Genomic DNA, 19,860 nt, shown 5'->3' on the forward strand with positions numbered 1-19,860 from the left:
TAGAGTAATGGATTCAAAAAAGAAGTACAGAATGTGTATCTGGTTGGCACTGCAGTAATAATAGGCACAAAACTTCTTAATAACCAATTGTAGTATTGCAACACCAATAAATGTCTACTCAACAAACCATAGCAACGTAACATCGTTAAAAGTGGCCTGTTTTGTTCACTCAACACAGTGCAGTGCAGCTTTGTTGCATAATGCACTGATATATGAAGCGAAAATCGGGATTGACTATATATATTGACGAAAAGAGCTGAAGAAAAAGCCGGATGTTGAACACATCGGCGGGAAATGGTGATAGAAACCGCTGAAATGGCCTTTTTGATGATAATTACATCAAAAATCCATGAGCTTATCACCTACTTAGTAAAACTGTTGTTGAGTACACTATCGCAACAATTAGTGCCCCCTACTTCGCAACGGTTTGTAGAGTCATGAAAATTACGGAAAAACAGATGATTTCTATTTCGCAAAACTTCTGTTGAGTAGAGCATGGGTAAAGATGATGAGTACATATAGTGAGTGAAAAAGCAGTATGAACTGTTCGTCTTTAACAATGAAGAGTGCAGAAAAGATTGGATGATATGTACAGTTTTAACAAAACTCATGCACCAACAGGGTTCGATATGACAATACAACACTTAGAAAAAATGTCATAGCAGGGTATACGAGGTTCGACTGTATAAAGCAACACTTCGATTATTGCTGGTTAATAGGTAGTGTATACAACAGATGCTTTGCGAAGTAGAAAACAACGGAAATATGATTGTTGCGCCAAGAGGGTGCGACAGCATAAGAAAACACTTAGCCGACTGTGGTTATCACACAGGGGCTTTATGAAAATGAAATACCATCCTGAAACACAGGATGTGTAGATAGAGAAAAGGAACAGAGGGGACAATATTGGTTGAAAAAAACTTAGTAAATATGAGGAGGGTATAAATGAGACATGCATTCTTAATTATTTCACATAATAATTGGAAGCAAATAGGGCAGTTTATTTCAGCAGTTGATAATTTGAATTGTGATTTTTTTATTCATGTAAATAAGAAAGCAGTTTTAGAAAAGGACACGGTTGAGACTGTAAAACAGAGCGTACAAAAATCTAAGGTTTTTTTTACTGAACGCATTCCAATTGTTTGGGGGGGGGCAGGAATCTGCAAGGCTTCAATTATTCTTCTAGAGCAGGCATATAAGGAAAATAACTACGATTATTATCATTTGATGACAGGCACGGATCTGTTGCTTAAGCCTTTTGATGAGTTTGATTCGTTTTTTGAGCGAAACCTATATAAAAATAATAGTTGCGGAGCTTATAAAACAAATTATATTTCAAGCGGATTGCCTAATAGGAAAGTTTTGTCAAGACTATCCTATTATAACTTTTTTATAGCACAGTGGCGAAATCCTAATAAAGTAATTAGAAAGATGGCAACTATGACGAACAGTGCCTTATGTTTACTTCAAGCAGTGATTGGAATAAATAGAGTTAAAAATCTAGGATTTCGTCTATACTATGGATCTTCATGGTGGAGTATATCAGATGAATTTGCAAAGTATTATTTAGAAGAGGCAAAGAAATTTATTGATATTTTTTCGGATAAAACTTTTGCAATAGATGAGATTTGTCCGCAGACAATAATTGAAAACTCTCATTATAAAGATAGCATGTATATAAAACCAAGTGGAATAGAGCAGAATTTGAGATTGATTGATTTTCAGAGAGGAAACGGTTATGGCTCTCCACATGTATGGACAATAAACGATATAAACGAAATTTTGAATACAAATAATCTATTTGGGCGAAAATTTGATTCAGAAATTGATGCCGAAATAGTGGAAGAGATTTTAAATAAAATACATGGATAAAGGAGTTATAAAAATGAAAGTTGTTATTTTAGCAGGCGGCTTTGGAACAAGAATATCTGAGGAGTCTCATTTAAAGCCAAAGCCGATGATTGAAATTGGTGAGAAGCCGATACTGTGGCATATTATGAAAGAATATTCAGCTTACGGTATTAATGAATTTATTATCTGTGCCGGATACAAACAGCATATAATTAAAGAGTGGTTTGCAGATTACTTTATCCATACATCTGATATTACTTTTGACTTCACAAAAGGTAACGAAATGATTATTCACAATAAGCATGCTGAGCCATGGAAGGTTACAGTTGTTGATACAGGGTTAAATACACAAACTGGTGGACGTATCAAACGTGTTAAAGATTTTGTTGGTGATGATACATTCATGGTTACCTATGGTGATGCAGTTGGTGACATTAATATTGATGAATTACTTACATTCCACAGAGTACATGGAAAAATTGGAACAATGGCAATGTATAACTTTGGACAGACAAAAGGTATCGTTGATGTCGGAAACAATGGAATTATTAATGCATTTAGAGAAAAATCTGATTTTGACGGCGATTTGATTAATATCGGATATATGGTTTTTGAACCGGCACTGTTTGATTATATTGAAGGTGACAGCACTATCTTTGAGAAAGAACCGCTTACGAAGTTGGTTGAAGATGGGCAGCTCGCAGGATATGTTCACAAGGGCTTTTGGCAGTGTATGGATACATTAAGAGAAAAACAAAAGCTTGAAAAGCTGTGGGAAGATGGAAATGCCCCGTGGAAGCTTTGGAAAGATTGAGGAAAATAATCATGAACTTTGATTTGAGTTTTTATAAAGGAAAGAAAGTATTTGTAACAGGACATACTGGTTTTAAGGGATCTTGGTTGTGTAAGATGCTGGCTAATGCTGGAGCTATTGTTACTGGCTATTCCCTCAATCCGCCGACTAGTCCTTCTTTGTTTGAGATTGCCAGAATTGAGCAGGATGTACATTCTGTAATAGGAGATATTCGTGATTTTAATACATTGAAGGCTGCTTTTGATGAAGCGCAGCCGGAAATCGTACTGCATCTGGCAGCACAGCCCATTGTTCGTGACAGCTATAAGGATCCTGCTTATACATACGAAACGAATGTGATGGGTACGGTGAACATTTTGGAATGTGTCCGAACTAGCAACTGCGTTAAGTCTTTTTTGAATGTAACTACTGATAAAGTTTATCTGAATAAAGAGTGGGCATGGGGCTATCGCGAGAATGAAGAACTGGATGGCTATGATCCGTATTCGAACTCGAAGTCCTGTTCTGAATTGGTTACACATTCCTATAAAAATAGTTTCTTTGGAGATGATCGAGTCGCTATTTCTACGGCACGGGCTGGTAACGTAATTGGCGGTGGCGATTTTGCAAATGATCGTATTATTCCAGATTGCATCCGCGCTGCAATTAAGCGTGAGGATATTGTGGTGAGAAATCCTTTTTCGACTCGTCCGTATCAGCATGTATTGGAACCGTTGTATGCATATCTGATGATTGCAGCAATGCAATATCAGGATATTAAATATGCTGGCTATTATAATGTAGGGCCTGACGATGTTGATTGTTTCCAGACAGGGGCATTGGTTGACTTGTTTGTGAGCAAGTGGGGCGATGGTATGAAGTGGGTCAATCGGTATGACGGTGGCCCCCACGAAGCAAATTTCTTGAAACTGGATTGCTCTAAGTTAAAGACTACTTTTGGATGGAAACCCCATTGGAACCTTGATACGGCCATTGAGATGGTTGTCGAATGGAGTAAGTGTTGGGTAGAAGGCAGAGATATTCGTGCCTGCATGGATAACGAAATTAAATCATTTATGGAAAGTTAAAAGGTAAAATCTGCATGAGTCTTACAGCGGTTATAAATGAATTACTTTTGGAAATGAAAAAAGAAAAATTGATCCCGCTGAAGGACCGGGGGATGAATTGTTTTTAGCTGTGGCATCACTGACTCCTATTGTAAATGTTGACATTCTGATTGTTAAAGAGGGAAATATCTTGCTTTCATGGAGAGATGATGAACAATGCGGAGCTGGATGGCATTAGCCAGGAGGATGTGTCCGCTTAAAAGAAACCTTAGAACAAAGACTACATGTCTGTGCTAAAAGTGAACTTGGTACGGATGTTCTCTGTGATATGAAACCCGTATTAATTACGGAGAATATTGAGCCAAAAGAGATAGGGGACGAACCCATTTTATTTCTTTCCTTTACCAGTGTGTGCCTGTAGATGAATTTCAGCTCCAACTACTTGACAACGAAGAAATAAAGGGTCATCTTGGTTGGTTTAATCATATACCGGAACATTTCCTTCCGGTTCAAGATTTTTATCGAGAAACGATAACTAAGATTTTAGAACAGGGGGATTAGTAATGCCTTTTGAATTTAAGAAAACTGAAATTGAGGGCTTAATGCTCATAAAGCCGCACATGTATCCAGACGAGCGCGGTTTGTACAAAAAATATTATGAAAAAAATATTTTTGCAGAGAATGGTATAACGTGTGAATTTACAGAAAGCAGTGATTTATATTCTAAAAAGGGAGCTTTAAGAGGACTTCATTATCAAACAGTGGACTCGCAAGCGAAGCTCATACATGTTATTTCAGGTGTTTTATTTGATGTAGCTCTTGATTTAAGAGAGAGTTCTCCGACATTTGGACAGTACCATACAGAGCTTTTAAAGGCTGAAGATCAATTTGTGACATATATCCCGGAGGGATTTGCTCACGGATTTATTTCGCTGACTGATGATACGATTTTCTCTTATCAGTGTTCTGGAAAGTATGTTCCGTCGGCTTGTGGAGGTATTCGCTGGAATGATCCGGAATTAAATATTCCATGGCCGCTTAAAGAATATGGAGTAGAACACATTATTGCAACCGAGAAAGACAAAAATTGGCCAACATTAGCTGAATATATTGCATTAAGAAAGTAACGGAGGAGCGGAGTGATGAAAAAAGCAATTGTAACAGGAGCAACAGGATTTATTGGAAAATTTCTTGTAAGAGAACTTGTGAATCAGAATGTGGAAGTCATTGCAGTTGTGCGACGGGGAACAAAAAATCTTAATACGATCAATGTTTTGCCGGTAAAGATAGTAGAGTGCAACATTGCAGATTATCATATGCTGCCTGATATGATTGCTGATCGAGATATTGATGTTGTCTTTCATATTGCTTGGCAGGGAGTATCTGATCTGGATGCTCGAAATGAAGCGATTCAGATGCAGAATTTACAGTCAACACTTGATTTGATTGATGCTATGCATATTATGAAAATCGGTTGCTTTATTGGCTGCGGAAGTATGCATGAAGCAGAGTCGTTGGTTGAGATGAATGAAGATAAAGTGATTTCGAATCTTGGATATATGTATAAGGCAACGAAAACGGCGGCTCACTGGATTGGAAAAGCAAAATGCGGAACTTATGGAATTCGCTTTTTCTGGCCGCTGATTAATACATATGGGGAAGAGGAAAAATCAGCTCGGCTTGTTAATACAATAATACGTAAAGTCCTTAATGGAGAGTCGCCTGATTTATCGGCAGGAAATCAGTATTATGATTTTGTTCATGTTTCAGATGTCGCCAGAGCTCTTATTCTAATTGCAGAAAAAGGCGTGGATGGAACTAATTATACGATTGGTTCCGGTGATGCAAAACCGTTAAAGGAATTTTTAAAGATTGTTGGACAAGTTGCTAATGATTTACACGGTGGTGAGCCAGTTGAGTTAGGTTTTGGAAAAATAACATCAAATGTCATCTCTTTACCGATAACAACATTTGATGTTACTAAACTTTATAAAGATACTGGATTTAAACCCTTGATTCCTTTTAGGGAGGGGATTGAGCGAACGGCTCGATGGATTAAAGCAGATGAAGGAATGTAAAGGATATACGGTGGGAAGATGGATATTTTGTACTCAAGTAGTGACAGCTATGCCTTTTTGACAGGTATTTCAATACTGTCATTGTTAGAAAATAATAGAGAGTGTGATGCTATCCATATTTATATTATGGATAATCATATTTCAGATATAAATAAAAATAAATTGATTGAAGTAGTTAAGGAGTATCGGCGTGACATCTCATTTGTTCCGATGCCTGACATGAAAGAACTTACTGGACAAGAAATAGACACAAGAAGGTGGAATATCAGTACTTTTGGCCGGTTGTATATGGCGAGTGCATTGCCTGAAACAGTACATAAGGTTCTGAATATCGATTGCGATACTATCATTGTAGATTCTATTGAACCATTGTGGAATACGGATATGACGGGAAAAGTATTTGGCGGAATGCTTGAATGTATCAATGACCGTTATAGGCGCAATGTGGGAAAAAAAGATGGCGACTATTATTTGAATGGTGGCATTGTGTTCTTGAATCTCGATGAAGTACGTGTGGGAGATTACGAAAGAAAATTCACAGATTATATTACAAAATATGGTAGCAGTCTAGCATATTTAGACCAGGATGTTTTGAATGGTGTTGTTGAGCAGGAGAAAAAAGTAAAACTTCCAATGCGTTATAACACGCTTTCAATTTATTTTTATGCTACATATGAGCAGGTATTAAAGATCAGAAGGTCTAAAAGTCAAGATTTTTATAGTGAAGAAGAATTTACAGAAGCTATATCAAATCCCGGCTTAGTTCACTTTACAACATGTTTTTTGGATGGTCTAAGGCCTTGGATAAAAGGAAATCAACATCCATATTTAAAAACTTTCTTAAAGTATAAAGAAATGTCACCGTGGAGAGATGTTCCACTTCAGGAGGATAAGAGAAGTAGTTTGGTTAAATTTAGAACTACTATGATTCGTAAAGCACCACGATTTGTACTTTGCGAAGTGGCATCTGTGCTACATGGTGTCGTAATTCCTGAGAAGAACTATAAACGAATGCAAGAAAGAGTAAAAGAGTGAGAAGATGCCAGAGTTTAGTATTATTGTCCCAATATATAAGGTTGAAAAGTATTTAGCGATATGTGTTGACAGCATTATTGGACAATCTTTTTGTGATTTTGAATTAATACTGGTTGATGATGGTTCCCCAGATACCTGTGGAGAAATCTGTGATAAGTATAGCTCATCAGATACACGTGTAAAAGTGATTCATAAAGAAAATGGTGGGTTATCAAGTGCAAGAAATGCAGGATTAGATATTGCCACTGGTAAGTATGTCATCTTTATTGATAGTGACGATTTCTGGGATAATGCTAATGCTCTTGAGCATATTCATATTAACCTTACAGACACGGATGCTGACGTACTTGTATTCCCCGCCAAGAGATACTATGAGAGCGAAGATAAATATACTTATATCATTACCTCGGACGTAAACAGAACGAGGATTATAGACAAAGATGTTAATGCATCAATCCGTTATATGATTAAGAATAATATTTATCGAGCAGCTGCATGGAATAAAGTGGTTAAAAAATCTATTATTGACAGCTATTCAATGAGATTTAAAAACGGGTATCTTAGTGAGGACATGGATTGGTGCGGAGATCTCCTTCTTTATGCGCAACGGTTCGATTTTTATGATAATCCGTTCTATGCATATAGACAACAACGTAATGGCTCAATTACTGCTGGAAAAGCTGAAAAATTAATATCAGATAAACTTTATATGTGTGAGAAAGGATATAGGCAGGCACTAAAGTTACAGGACAGAGATAAGACTGCGTTGCTCGCTTCTTATTATGCGTATGAGTATTCTGTCCTTCTGGGAGTTTCAGCGGGAGTAAAGAATAGGGAACTTTTGGGCAGGGTTAGGAATCTACAACCTCTGCTGGATTATGATATAAGCAGAAAGGTCCAGAAAGTTAAAAGGTTAAAAAAGCTTATTGGATATTCGTTAACAAGAAAAGCATTATGCCTTTTTGTTAAGATAAAAAAATAGGAATGTGTATCATGGAAAGAAAAAGAATTGACTATATTGATTGGCTGCGAATAATATGCGCCCTTGCAGTTATCGGAATTCATATAACAATGACGCAACCCAATAATTATACTGTACAGGAGATTGGAAAGGATAATTATATTATACTTACATGTGTGTATACTCTGATTCAGTGGGCAGTACCAGTCTTTTTAATGATCAGCGGAAATTTACTTTTGCATTCAAATAAGATAACCTTTGCAAAGGTAAAAAGAATGACCATTCGAATGGGGACGGTGTTGATTTTATTTGGTAGCGCTTTTGCTCTTTTAGAACAGATATTTGAAAGAAAAACATTAGAAATAGAAATGATACCGAATTCGGTACTACTGGTGCTTCAACAGAAAAGTTGGTCACATCTCTGGTATTTATATGTTCTGATTGGCATCTATTTAGTCCTCATTCCGTTGAAAAAGTTTGTGGATAATTCCAGCAATAAGGAAATCTGCATATTCATAGCTATTCTGCTTGCAGGAAACTTTATTATTCCAACTTTTAATATTGCCTTTAGTACAAAGATAGAAAATTATATGCTGTTTACACAGTATGTGACTTATGTTTTGCTTGGATATACTATAGGTGGACTTCGTGTTGAAGAGAATGACAGAGAGAAAAATGTAATAGATACCATGACCAATCGGGGGGGGGTATGGATCGGATTATGGCTGCTTGCCTCTATAATAAAAATTATAGTACAGTATGCTAATGTTGTGAGATGCGGAGAAGGTGCTGCGCTGATTCTGGGAGATAGGATATTTACTATGATTCAAGCACTGTCAGTGTTCTGCTTATTCAAAAAATACATGGACGCTGTTCATGTAGGAAAATTAGCGAAATCAATCAGTAGATGTAGTTTTGGAATTTATTTGATTCATCCATTTTTTATTAATCTTTTGTATAAAATGATGAATATTACACCTACAAATTTTCCTTTGTTGGGAATTGGCTTTGCCATTCCGCTGTTATGGCTTTTTGTATTTATACTCTCTTGGGGAGGGACATTTATAATGCTAAAAGTCCCAGGAATAAATAGGTTACTATGAGATTTTTTACAAAATAATAGGATGAATTAGTGAAAGCTAGAGTTTTGTAGGAGAACTGAATGGGAAAATTGATAAGTATTATTGTACCGATATATAAGGTTGAGAACTATTTGATTAGATGTATTGAAAGTATAGTTTGTCAGACTTATGAGAATATCGAGATTATCCTTGTGGATGACGGCTCACCTGACAAATGTCCAATGATTTGTGATGAATGGGCTAAGAAAGATGAAAGAATAAAAGTTATACATAAGAAAAATGGCGGACTATCAGATGCAAGAAATGCCGGTATAGTAATAGCACAAGGAGAATTTCTTTTGTTTGTAGATTCGGATGATTATATTGAAAAAGACTTGTGTGAAAGCTGTATGAATGTTATGGATGAGGATATTGATATTGTCGCATTTAATTATAGAAGAGTATATGATACATACGATGAAAATAAGAAAGAATGTGGTGTGTTTGAAAAATTTTCCAATTTAGAAGGATTTAAACGGTATATCAATAGAACCCCTTTTACACATATGGCATGGGATAAATTATACAGGAAATGTGTTTTTGAAGATGTAAGGTATCCAGTTGACAGACTTGCAGAAGATATGGCAACGACATATAAAACTTTTAGAAATGCAAATAAAGTGGGATATCTTGATAGAGTACTTTATAATTATTTTATCAGAAGTGACAGTATTATGGGTGGGAAATCTTTAAAGCTTTTGTTAGATGCATATCAAGGTGAAGTAGAAGCTTATAAATATGGAAATAAATACTATCCCACATTGTTAGTTCAAAATAATACAAGATTTCTAAATCAATCTATGAAGACATATCTGAAATTGATAAAGAATTTCAGTAATAATGAAGACATAGAGGATGAAAGGAAAAGTGTGCTCATTAACATACGGGAGATTGATAAAAGACATATGCCCTTTAAGACTATGCTATTTTATTGCTGTTTCCGTCTCAATAAAGACTTTGCATGGATGTTGTTTAAAAAATTTCATCTTTCATAAGGTGAAATTCAGGAGAAGTAAACAAGATGATTAAAGATGAAATTTATAAAGAAATGGTAAAATACCAGTATATCTCTTTTGATATGTATGATACGTTGGTGAAAAGAGATTTAAAAGATCCAAAAGATATATTTAAACTTATTGAAAAAGCAGCATTAGGAAAATATGAAAACATAGTGCAGGGCTATAGTCAATTAAGGGTCGAGACAGAAGAAAAAATCAGAAAATCGAAAAAAAACGAAGTAACGTTGACAGAGATATACAATGAGCTTGCAAAACTGTATACGCCATCCATAGCAGATGAACTCATGCATTTGGAACTCGAATATGAGTATAATCTTACGGTTATGAATCCGTGGATAGAAAGCATTTATAAATATTGCTGTGAAAACGGTAAACAAATCATAATTATTACAGACATCTACTTGCCTGAAAAATTTATCAAAAGAGTCTTAAAAAAGGTTGGGATTGATAGCTGGAGATATTTATTTGTTTCCAGCACAAGTGGTAAAACTAAAAATGATGGAAGCCTATATGATTTAGCATTAAAAGAGTTGCAAATCAGTGGATGTGATATGTTGCATATAGGTGATAATAAGCACAGTGATTATGACATGGCTCATGATAGAGGGATTAAGGCAATTCACATAGAAAAAGATCGTTTTCAGCTTATATATAATACATATATACATTCAGATAGTGAAATGTCTGTTTTATGTAATCACACTATTGCATTTCAAAATAACCATATGAAAGAAGAGTGGAGTAGACCTTACAAGCTAGGATATGAGAGTTTTGGGCCGTTGTTATTTGGTTTTTCTAAATGGCTGAAAGAAAATGTAGTTAATGAGAAGATTGATAAAATCTTTTTCTTGTCGAGAGACGGAAAAATAATGAAACATGCATTCGACATATATGATGGTGACCATGAAACGGACACCGATTATTTCTTTGCATCACGGAGAGCACTTCAAGTCCCTAAATTGGTGGAAGCAAAAAATATAAAAGATATTTTAGGCTTTATTTATTTTCCAAGTGAATTAACAATTGAAAGTCTATTGCGCAAACTGGGAATTGACGATGATAATATTGTCGATAGTGTATGTAAAAAAATAGAAAAAAGAAAAGATACGATTATAGCTAAAAAAGATTTAGATGGGATTTTAGGAAATGAAATATGGAATGAAGCGGTTTACTATATAAAGAAAAATGCAGAAGATGAACGGAAATCGTTCATCGGGTATTTAAATCAAGAGCAGTTTAGTGGAAGAGTTGCAATTGTTGATATTGGGTGGTTTGGCAATATGCAAAGCAATATCGAATCTATTAGCAAGCAAGATCAAATACCTGCAAATGTATACGGATATTATGTGGCGTTGGCACCAGATGGAAAACATCAAAAACATTTAAATATGAAAGGGTATCTATATGATATTCATCATAATCAAAAATCGCATAAGGATGAAACACTAATAAATCAGGTCTTCGAAACTATTTTTATGGCTGACCATGGATCTGTGAAGAGATATATTGAACAGGAAGGTGAATATTCAGTTGAGTTATTGGAACCGGATTTAAACGATGTGGAAAGTATTAATTGGCTGAGCGAATATCAAAAAGGCGCATTGGATTTTGTTGAGGATTATTGTAAGGATGGAATTCCTTACGATTTTCCAATTGAGTTTATCACAAATTGTGCATTTAAACAGTTTTTAAAGCCGTGTTTACAGGATGCAAAAAAATGGGGAAGCTTTAAATTTAGAGATGGGGAAATTAGCTTTATAGCATATGCCCACAATTTGAAATACTATCTGAAGAATCCATACCAGTTTTTAAAAGATTATAAGGCGGCTTTATGGCGAATCGGTTTCTTGAAGCAAGTTTTTAAAGTTAATTTGCCGTATGATAAAATTGTAAGCTTACAAAAACATATATAATAAAGGAGATGAGGGGAAAGAATGGTGCCGTATGTACTAATGTTTGGCTTGTCTTGTTTGAACTTTAGGCTGGCTTATTTGTTGAGGAAATACAAAACAATTAAAATCATGTTTGTTTTGATTGGACTTTTATTACCATGTGTTTTAGCAGGAGCAAGAGATAATACAATTGGGACAGATGTGCTGGTTTATGGAGATGCATATTTGAATTATGCGCAGAGATATAACAGCTTGTCAAGTTTTATGAATTTTGATTATCTTGGAGGTGAACCACTTTTTAAGATACTTAGTTATGTTTCAGCACATTACTTTGGACAGTTTGGATATTATTTTACATTGGAATTTGCTTGTGTTCTGCCCATTTATGCAACATTTGTGCGCAGAGGGTGGGAAAGATATTCTTGGCTTGGGATGTTAATCTATTATTTATGTTTCTACAGCTTTTCTTTGAATTTGTTGCGACAAAGTATTGCTATGTCAATCATTTTTTGGAGCTATAATTATATTGTTGAACGAAAACCAGTCAAGTTTTGTATCTCAGCGGCTATAGCGGTAGGATTTCATTTAACTGCAGCAATAATGTTGCTATTGTATCCTATTCATCGAATGGTGACGTATGTTCCAGATAAAGATTCAAAGAATTTTTTTAGTAAAATCATAGGACCATACCGTAAATTGATGTATGCACTCATTATTTTGTTATGTGTTGCATTGTTATTTTTATATAGTTCACTCCTTCCTGCTTTTATTGCTTTGACTGGTAGGTTCGAAGGACAATTGAAATATTTGTCAGGTGGTATAAGTATTTATTGGCCATATTGGCTAACTATGTTTTTACCAATTTTTTTACTGTTCAGGAAGTATAATGTTCGATGTAGCATGGATGAAGAGTATTCTTTTTTATACTTAATGTTTGCTTTAAGTATAATCTTGTTTCAGATGATTGGTATTAACTCTGAATCATACAGAATTTCTTTATATTTCATGCAGTTTTTAATTCTTTTAATGGTTAAGATTGGGTGTACGGAGTATCGCACTTCTCGTGTGATACTAGAAAGATGGTGTACTTTGTTTTCCTTGGGTACATATTATATTTATTTCTTTGTAATTGCTTTATTTAATCATGTTTACCCATATACATCATCTATGTTAGGAATATAGGAATAGAATATGAAAAATAAAATTAGTGTTATTATTCCGGCATATAATGCTGAGAAATGGATATATAATTGCGTAAAAAGTGTTTTGAGTCAAAATGATGATAATTTTGAAATTATTATTGTTAATGATGGAAGTAAGGATAATACGCTGGCATTATGCAAGAAGTTGGAGAATGATGATAAAAGAATAATTCTTGTTGATAAGAAAAATGGTGGTGTATCAAAGGCTAGGAATGAAGGTATAAAAAAAGCTACTGGCAAATGGGTGGTTTATTTAGATTCGGATGATTACTTATGCAAAGGAGCATTTGAAAAATTTAGGAAAATAGAGAGCAACGTTAGTGGATTTGATATAGTTATATTTAACTATATTGTAAATTCTGTGAAAATGTCACAACAGGAATACGCTTTCTTGAATGGAGATAGCCGAATTTGCAATAAAGAAAAAGAAGATATTATTATTTCTTGTTTATCTAATAAATTAGCAGGGAATGCAAAGGCACCTATTAATATTGGTGTCCCATGGGGAAAAGTATATAGGAGAGAATTTCTTACCAATCAAAATATTACTTTCCCAGAAGGAATATCTCATATGGAAGACACTGTTTTCAATTTGCAGGCATTTAAAAAGGCTGATAATATTTATTTTTGTAATAGTGTGTTTTATATTTATTCAATAAATATGGAATCAGTTACAAACCAGTGTTCTACAAATTTTGATAGTCAAGCAGAGAGTGTATTTAAACTTTTTAATGAAGTCTTGTCGGATTGTATGACGGATAAGATTAAGACTGGCCTTCAGTATAAAGGTCTGTGTTTATATACACAATTCTTGCAGGTGGATTGCTTCAATCCTGCTATTAAGGACAGCTTTAGACATAGAATGGAGCGGTGTTTGGAAGTTTGTAAAAAAGGTTTCTTTCCTTCAACGAATACAAAAATCTATAACTATATGTCTAATTACGAAAGATTGACGTGGAATGCAATAAAACTGAAGAGTCCTTTTCTCATTTATATCTTTTATCAAATAAGAATGAGAAAGTTAAAAGAAAAGAGGTAGTCAAATGAAAAGAGTTGGTATTGTTACGCTCCATTTTTCGATTAACTATGGTGCGGTATTGCAATGCTTGGCATTAGAAAAAACTCTTGAAAAATTAGGGTATCGCGTTAAAGTGATTAACTATTATCCAAGATATGCTAAATATTATTGGGAACCCCAAAAACATATATGTGATGCGATTCATGATGTATTACAAAAAAAGAATAGCATAAATAATAATTTTATATATGAATGCTTGAGAGCTACAAAATACGTTGTTCAATTTAATTGCAGTAATGCGGATTACAAAAAAAAATATAGAAAGTTTAAAAAGTTTACAAGGGAAAATTTAAATTTAACAAAAGAATACTCTAGCATTGAAGACCTCAGAACCGCAGATTATGATGCTTTAATAACTGGAAGTGATCAGGTTTGGAATTCTGATTACACTGATTTTAAATTTGATTCTGTATATTTTTTGAATTTTGGAGCTAATAGCGCAAAGCGCATTGCATACGGAGTTAGTATGCATTTGTATGATAATAAAGAAGATTGGAAAAACTTGTCATTATATGCAAACAGGCTAAATGCCATTTCAGTTAGAGAAAAAAGTGTTCAAGATAGAATTGAAGCAACAGGGTATTTCATACCTTGTAAAACTGTTCTGGATCCAACATTATTGTTGAAAAAAGACGAATGGATAAATTATGAAAGTACGGAAATTAAATATGAAGAAGACTTTGTTTTAGTTTATTCATTAAAAGAAAAAGAAAAATGCTGCGATTTGGCAAATAAAATTGCTTCAAGAATGAATTCCCGGATTGTTGACATTTCGCCTATTTCTATTTGTGAAAATAGTGATTGGGTTTCGGATTGTGCTCCGGCAGATTTTTTATACTATGTCCACCATTCAAAATATATAGTTACAGATTCTTTTCACGGGACAGTTTTTTCAATTATTTATAATAAGCAATTTGTATCGGTTGCTGTGGAAAAGTCTAAAGATTTACGTATTGTGAACTTATTGAAAAGCTTGAATCTTGAATGTTGCATATCGTACAATTTTAAGAATTTGATTCAAATTGATTATGATCAGGTGAATATACTTATAGAAAAAATGAAAGAACAGTCTATCAACTATATAGTTTCAGCTTTAGAAGAATAAAAGAGGAATGGTGATATAGTGAGAATAGAGAGAACAAAAAATGCAACAAGAAACATAATATTTGGAACAATTATGAAGATATATCAAATCGTCATTCCATTCTTAATGCGTACGGCGATGATATATTTTATGGGTGTGCAGTATCTTGGATTGAATTCACTTTTTACATCCATTCTTCAAGTCCTAAATTTAGCAGAGCTGGGGGTTGGCTCTGCTATGATATATAGTATGTACAAGCCGATTGCAGAAGATGATGATACTGCAATATGTGCTTTAATGAAACTTTATAGATTGTATTATAGAGTAATAGGCATGGTCATTGCCATTATTGGATGTATTTTAACGCCATTTGTTCCGAAGTTGATTTCCGGTGATATTCCTAAAGGTCTTAATATCTATATTCTTTATCTTTTGAATCTCGGTGCTACAGTATTGTCTTATTGGTTATATGCATATAAGAATAGTATTTTACAAGCGCACCAAAGAACAGATGTTGTTAGCAAGGTTACTTTGGTAACAAGCACAATACAGTATGTCTTGCAACTCATGGTTTTATGGATATTTAAGGATTATTACTTATATGTGATTGTTATGTTGGTGACACAGGTTTTGACGAATGTTGCTACGGCGGTTTGTGCTGATAAATTATATCCACAGTATAAACCATATGGGTGTGTGGAAGAAAAAGACAGAAAAGCTATTAATGGACAGATTCGAGATTTGTTTACATCAAAAATCGGAGCTATTATTTATGATTCAGCAGATACAATTGTCATTTCAGCCTTTCTTGGGCTCACTATTTTAGCAGTTTATCAAAATTACTTTTACATTTTAAATGCAATTACAGGTTTGATTACAGTTGTTTTTTCTTCTTGTATGGCTGGAATTGGAAATAGTATTGTCATTGAAACAAAAGAAAAAAATTATGATGATTTAAACAAATTCACGTTTATTATTTGCTGGGAAGCTGGATTCTGTTCTGTGTGTCTGTTATGTTTATGTCAGCCTTTTATGGAACTATGGGTCGGTAAAAATCTGATGCTTTCATTTGAAGCGGTTATTTGCTTTGTTGTTTATTTTTTTGTAAAGCAATTAAACACTTTATTTAATACTTATAAGGATGCATCTGGAATGTGGCATGAGGATAGATTTAGGCCTTTAACAGCTGCACTAACCAATTTGGTGCTGAATCTGATTTTGGTACAATTTATCGGCATTTATGGCATTTTGATTTCAACGGTCTTAGCTATTGTTTGTGTTGGAATGCCATGGCTGTTACATAATTTATTTACAGTGATTTTTGACAGAAAAAAATTGGGCTTATTTCTGAAAAAACTAGGCTTTTATTGTACGGTAGTTTTCGTTAGCTGCGTAGTAAGTTATGGGATTTGTTTGTTTGTTAATTGTGGCGCAATTATTACGCTTCTATTAAGAGGAATTATATGCTGCATTATTCCAAATCTAATTTATTATTTTGCTTATAGACGAACAAGAGAGTATCAAGGCTTTTTAATGTTGGTTGACAACATGACACGAGGAAAAATTAACGGAGTTTTAAGAAAGTTGGGGATGAATTAAATTGAAAGTTTATGCGGCATATTATGATAATAAAATACGTTTGAATTCATCTTCTGGAGGAGTATTTTCGCGTATTGCTTCAAAGTTTGATGTTGTTTACGGAGTTGCTTTAACAGCAGATTGTTATGGCTGCGAATTTGTACGAATTGAAGGAGATATTTCTTCTATAAGAGGATCAAAATATTTACAAGCTAAAGTTGGGGAGTCATTTAAGAGTGTGAAGAAAGATTTGCTAAATGGTAAGAGCGTCCTGTTTAGTGGAACTGGATGCCAGATAAATGGTTTGTCGCTATTTTTAGGAAAGGAATATCCCAATCTTTTTTTACTTGACGTTATCTGTCACGGGGTGCCGTCTCCAAAGTTATGGAAAGAATATGTTGAGTATCAAGAAAAGAAATATGGTAAAGTTGAATCTGTTAATTTTCGGTGTAAAGATGAGAGCTGGCAAAATTTTGGTATGAAGGAAAACCATTTGTATATACCAAGAATTAAAGATCCGTTTATGACTTTTTTCCTTAGTGACTTGAGTCTGCGCCCTTCATGTTATGCATGCCAAGCTAAAAACACTAGAATGTCTGATATGACAATAGCTGATTTTTGGGGGATAGAAGAGATAGCTCCGGAGATGGATGATGGAAAGGGAACGAGCCTTATAATTACGAGAACAAATAAAGGACAAAATTTATTTGACTCTATAGAAATGGATCTTCGATGGAAAGAGGTCAATTATGAGGATGGTGTCAGACATAATGTTTCAGAATTCTCATCTGTTGCCATGCCTCAACAAAGAGATTCTTTTTTCACAGATATGAATTCTATGTCTTTTAAAAGTTTGAGTAACAAATATATTTATGGACCTTTATGGAAACGAATTGGTAGGAAAATAAAGCATACGATGCAATATACCATCAGCAATCCGGGGGGGGGGCAAAGAGTAAATAATGCAGACTATGGATTGCTTTTTGTATTCAATTGTGAGGAATGATGATGAAAGAAATACCAGTACTATATAAAAGAAAAGAAGAATGCTGTGGATGTACGGCTTGTTATGCCATCTGTCCGAAAGAAGCCATATTTATGGTAGAAGATGAAGAAGGCTTTGAATATCCGCAGATAGATGAAAGCAAATGCGTTCGTTGCTATCAATGTATGAAAGTGTGTCCGTTCAAGGTAGCGAAAGCAAGTGAAATGTGATATACTGGGAGCGTAAGCTCCCTACGCTGCTCTAATAATCACACACCTCTCCGTGGTGAGCAGCAGGCAACGATCTATTATGATTGGCTAAGATGTGAAAAACGAAAAAGCAAGGGAGGTCTGACGATGATTCATCGAGTTACTTGTGATAGATGTGGTTCTATTTCGGAATATGACGATAAATCCATATGGGAAGGAAACCGCGAACATGAAGATATAGAGTGCCCTGTGTGTGGAAATATTATCGGTAGTGCGTTTACAGACCTTACTCCGGTAGCCAGACTTATCAAAAAAGGCGAGAAAAACTGATTCAAATTCCCAAATAAGTATATTGGAATTTGTATTTGAAAATAGATTTAATACATTCATTACATTTGCAAAAATTAGATTATGTGATTATTTCAGGTGATATCTGTGACAGGCCACAAGAGGAACAATATGCAATTGCATTAGAATTTGTGGAAAGTTTATGTAATGACTTTTCTGTGGAACATGAAAAGGTAACGGTTGTACTGGGAAATCATGATTGTAATTATGATATATCTAGGGAAGCATACAAAATGGATGGAGAGATTGATAAAAATAAATATGCTGAAAGATATAAACTGTTCAGTGAATATTTTTATAAACCATTTTTCGGAAAAGAGTATCCTCTGGATCCAGAAGTACAGTATACGGAATATGACGATGATGATGTGAGTATCATTGGTCTGAATTCTTGTTACCGGATTGACCATAAGCAGCCGAAAAAATCTGGAATTAATGGGGATTCGATTGTGAAATGTCCGGCTTTAATGGATACTTCTTCAAAAATTAAATTGGCAGTATGGCATCATCCGATTTATGGGGAGGATTGCATTGCGGAACTTGATTTTTTATCTATTTTAGCAGTGACAGGCTTTAAAGCATTTTTTCACGGACATGTTCATGAGGCCGAGAATCAGAATTTTAAGTATGATGATAAGCAGCATATTGGTGCAATTGGGGCAGGAACTTTGGGCGCAGAGAAAAAAGACCGAGCTGCTGGAATTCCCTTACAATATAATCTGGTTGAGCTTGATGTACTTGGTCGTGAGTTGATTGTACATACAAGAAAAAGAGAAAAAGATGATCGAGCGTGGGAAGCGGATGCACGTTGGGGTGATAAAAATAAAAATCCAGTGTCCTATTATATGGTTCCAGTATAATATGGGTGAATATAGTGAGGAAGACAAAATGAGTGAAACAACGAATGACAACCAGGAAAAATCCAAAAGATCAAAAACTACAGAGATAGAGGATTTTGAGTCTTTATACCGAAACATTCAGAATGATGTGGTGCGAGAGAGAATTAAATCAACAGGAGAATGGTATATACGACATGCTAAGTTCTATAAAATACTTTTTTATGTGTTCAGTATTATAAGTATTGTGTTGCCACTGATAATATCTTCTGTCAATGTATTAGGCGCAGGACACGAAAACGAAATCAGAGTAGTGACTACCATAACCTCAGCTATTGTATCCCTGATAACAGCACTGCTGACTTTCACAAAATGTGGAGAGAAATGGACTTTGTACAGAAGCACGATTGAAATGATGAAAAGTGAGTTAGCGTTATACAATTGTAAAAACCGAACGGATGAGGAATTAGAGAAGTTAGTATTTAAATTAGAAAAAATAATGAACCAGGAACATAATAAGTGGAGAAAAATGCAACAGGAAGATGAATCGTTAGACGAATCAATAGAGGATTGTACAAAACAGAAAATTAGGAATGGATGAGAAGTAAAAAATATGCTGATTAAAAGAGTGCATCGTGGTCAGACTGCAATGCTAGCAATATAGTGTCAACTTAAAATCGTTATGATTCTGCTTATTTAATTTCGCTCCTTGAAAACTAAATA

The 19,860-nt window shown here is 34.5% G+C and carries 19 protein-coding genes; all 19 read left to right on the forward strand.

The genetic code is table 11. The features are described from left to right. Nucleotides 1-945 precede the first annotated feature (945 nt). Nucleotides 946-1,872: a beta-1,6-N-acetylglucosaminyltransferase gene (locus tag AB5Z12_RS03920; RefSeq protein ID WP_368357439.1), complete on the forward strand. Its 927-nt coding sequence runs from the start codon at nt 946-948 to the stop codon at nt 1,870-1,872. A gap of 13 nt (nt 1,873-1,885) precedes the next feature. Next, the gene (gene rfbF, locus AB5Z12_RS03925; RefSeq protein ID WP_347087154.1) at nt 1,886-2,665 is read left to right on the forward strand and encodes a glucose-1-phosphate cytidylyltransferase; all 780 of its coding nucleotides are present in this window, start codon (nt 1,886-1,888) and stop codon (nt 2,663-2,665) included. Nucleotides 2,666-2,676: 11 nt separating this feature from the next. Next, nucleotides 2,677-3,732 carry a CDP-glucose 4,6-dehydratase gene (gene rfbG, locus AB5Z12_RS03930; protein ID WP_347087153.1) on the forward strand — a complete coding sequence of 352 codons (1,056 nt, stop codon included), beginning with the start codon at nt 2,677-2,679 and terminating at the stop codon, nt 3,730-3,732. A gap of 542 nt (nt 3,733-4,274) precedes the next feature. Continuing rightward, a complete protein-coding gene (rfbC, locus tag AB5Z12_RS03935; protein WP_347087151.1) occupies nt 4,275-4,838 on the forward strand; it encodes a dTDP-4-dehydrorhamnose 3,5-epimerase in 564 nt (187 codons plus the stop codon). Nucleotides 4,839-4,853: 15 nt separating this feature from the next. Further along, nucleotides 4,854-5,789 carry an NAD(P)-dependent oxidoreductase gene (locus AB5Z12_RS03940; protein WP_347087149.1) on the forward strand — a complete coding sequence of 312 codons (936 nt, stop codon included), beginning with the start codon at nt 4,854-4,856 and terminating at the stop codon, nt 5,787-5,789. Between the two features lie 18 nt (nt 5,790-5,807). Then, nucleotides 5,808-6,824 carry a glycosyltransferase family 8 protein gene (locus AB5Z12_RS03945; protein WP_347087148.1) on the forward strand — a complete coding sequence of 339 codons (1,017 nt, stop codon included), beginning with the start codon at nt 5,808-5,810 and terminating at the stop codon, nt 6,822-6,824. Nucleotides 6,825-6,828: 4 nt separating this feature from the next. Continuing rightward, nucleotides 6,829-7,806, forward strand: coding sequence for a glycosyltransferase (locus AB5Z12_RS03950; protein WP_347087146.1), 978 nt, complete (start codon nt 6,829-6,831; stop codon nt 7,804-7,806). Nucleotides 7,807-7,817: 11 nt separating this feature from the next. Continuing rightward, entirely contained in the window at nt 7,818-8,888 is a 1,071-nt protein-coding gene (locus tag AB5Z12_RS03955) for an acyltransferase (protein ID WP_347087145.1), read from the forward strand. A gap of 59 nt (nt 8,889-8,947) precedes the next feature. Continuing rightward, nucleotides 8,948-9,901: a glycosyltransferase gene (locus tag AB5Z12_RS03960; RefSeq protein WP_347087143.1), complete on the forward strand. Its 954-nt coding sequence runs from the start codon at nt 8,948-8,950 to the stop codon at nt 9,899-9,901. A 26-nt stretch (nt 9,902-9,927) separates the two neighbouring features. Continuing rightward, the gene (locus AB5Z12_RS03965; RefSeq protein WP_347087141.1) at nt 9,928-11,838 is read left to right on the forward strand and encodes an HAD-IA family hydrolase; all 1,911 of its coding nucleotides are present in this window, start codon (nt 9,928-9,930) and stop codon (nt 11,836-11,838) included. Nucleotides 11,839-11,955: 117 nt separating this feature from the next. Next, nucleotides 11,956-12,999, forward strand: coding sequence for an EpsG family protein (locus tag AB5Z12_RS03970; protein ID WP_368368560.1), 1,044 nt, complete (start codon nt 11,956-11,958; stop codon nt 12,997-12,999). 9 nt (nt 13,000-13,008) lie between these two features. Further along, on the forward strand, nt 13,009-14,058 hold the full coding sequence (locus tag AB5Z12_RS03975) for a glycosyltransferase family 2 protein (RefSeq protein WP_347087138.1): 1,050 nt from the start codon (nt 13,009-13,011) through the stop codon (nt 14,056-14,058). Between the two features lie 4 nt (nt 14,059-14,062). Continuing rightward, nucleotides 14,063-15,202: a polysaccharide pyruvyl transferase family protein gene (locus tag AB5Z12_RS03980; protein ID WP_347087136.1), complete on the forward strand. Its 1,140-nt coding sequence runs from the start codon at nt 14,063-14,065 to the stop codon at nt 15,200-15,202. Nucleotides 15,203-15,220: 18 nt separating this feature from the next. Continuing rightward, a complete protein-coding gene (locus tag AB5Z12_RS03985; protein ID WP_347087134.1) occupies nt 15,221-16,780 on the forward strand; it encodes an oligosaccharide flippase family protein in 1,560 nt (519 codons plus the stop codon). 1 nt (nt 16,781) lies between these two features. After that, nucleotides 16,782-17,765, forward strand: a complete 984-nt coding sequence (locus AB5Z12_RS03990; RefSeq protein ID WP_368368561.1) for a Coenzyme F420 hydrogenase/dehydrogenase, beta subunit C-terminal domain — start codon at nt 16,782-16,784, stop codon at nt 17,763-17,765. 2 nt (nt 17,766-17,767) lie between these two features. Then, on the forward strand, nt 17,768-17,974 hold the full coding sequence (locus AB5Z12_RS03995; RefSeq protein ID WP_347087131.1) for a 4Fe-4S binding protein: 207 nt from the start codon (nt 17,768-17,770) through the stop codon (nt 17,972-17,974). A gap of 126 nt (nt 17,975-18,100) precedes the next feature. Beyond that, the gene (locus tag AB5Z12_RS04000) at nt 18,101-18,283 is read left to right on the forward strand and encodes a hypothetical protein (RefSeq protein ID WP_347087129.1); all 183 of its coding nucleotides are present in this window, start codon (nt 18,101-18,103) and stop codon (nt 18,281-18,283) included. A gap of 35 nt (nt 18,284-18,318) precedes the next feature. Beyond that, entirely contained in the window at nt 18,319-19,161 is an 843-nt protein-coding gene (locus AB5Z12_RS04005) for a metallophosphoesterase (protein WP_368357436.1), read from the forward strand. Nucleotides 19,162-19,189: 28 nt separating this feature from the next. Next, a complete protein-coding gene (locus AB5Z12_RS04010) occupies nt 19,190-19,738 on the forward strand; it encodes a DUF4231 domain-containing protein (protein WP_347087125.1) in 549 nt (182 codons plus the stop codon). Nucleotides 19,739-19,860: the final 122 nt, after the last annotated feature.

The sequence above is a fragment of the Ruminococcus sp. RTP21358st1_G6_RTP21358_211008 genome (assembly GCF_040908885.1).
Classification (GTDB): Bacteria; Bacillota; Clostridia; order Lachnospirales; family Lachnospiraceae; genus Blautia_A; species Blautia_A faecis.

Coding starts and splice junctions, on each gene's coding strand:
- AB5Z12_RS03945 (WP_347087148.1), top strand. CDS start 5,808: ATGGATATTTTGTACTCAAGTAGTGACAGCTATGCCTTTTTGACAGGT.
- AB5Z12_RS03920 (WP_368357439.1), top strand. CDS start 946: ATGAGACATGCATTCTTAATTATTTCACATAATAATTGGAAGCAAATA.
- AB5Z12_RS03950 (WP_347087146.1), top strand. CDS start 6,829: ATGCCAGAGTTTAGTATTATTGTCCCAATATATAAGGTTGAAAAGTAT.
- AB5Z12_RS04000 (WP_347087129.1), top strand. CDS start 18,101: ATGATTCATCGAGTTACTTGTGATAGATGTGGTTCTATTTCGGAATAT.
- rfbG (WP_347087153.1), top strand. CDS start 2,677: ATGAACTTTGATTTGAGTTTTTATAAAGGAAAGAAAGTATTTGTAACA.
- AB5Z12_RS03980 (WP_347087136.1), top strand. CDS start 14,063: ATGAAAAGAGTTGGTATTGTTACGCTCCATTTTTCGATTAACTATGGT.
- rfbC (WP_347087151.1), top strand. CDS start 4,275: ATGCCTTTTGAATTTAAGAAAACTGAAATTGAGGGCTTAATGCTCATA.
- AB5Z12_RS03995 (WP_347087131.1), top strand. CDS start 17,768: ATGAAAGAAATACCAGTACTATATAAAAGAAAAGAAGAATGCTGTGGA.
- AB5Z12_RS03960 (WP_347087143.1), top strand. CDS start 8,948: ATGGGAAAATTGATAAGTATTATTGTACCGATATATAAGGTTGAGAAC.
- AB5Z12_RS03965 (WP_347087141.1), top strand. CDS start 9,928: ATGATTAAAGATGAAATTTATAAAGAAATGGTAAAATACCAGTATATC.
- rfbF (WP_347087154.1), top strand. CDS start 1,886: ATGAAAGTTGTTATTTTAGCAGGCGGCTTTGGAACAAGAATATCTGAG.
- AB5Z12_RS03975 (WP_347087138.1), top strand. CDS start 13,009: ATGAAAAATAAAATTAGTGTTATTATTCCGGCATATAATGCTGAGAAA.
- AB5Z12_RS03955 (WP_347087145.1), top strand. CDS start 7,818: ATGGAAAGAAAAAGAATTGACTATATTGATTGGCTGCGAATAATATGC.
- AB5Z12_RS03940 (WP_347087149.1), top strand. CDS start 4,854: ATGAAAAAAGCAATTGTAACAGGAGCAACAGGATTTATTGGAAAATTT.
- AB5Z12_RS04010 (WP_347087125.1), top strand. CDS start 19,190: ATGAGTGAAACAACGAATGACAACCAGGAAAAATCCAAAAGATCAAAA.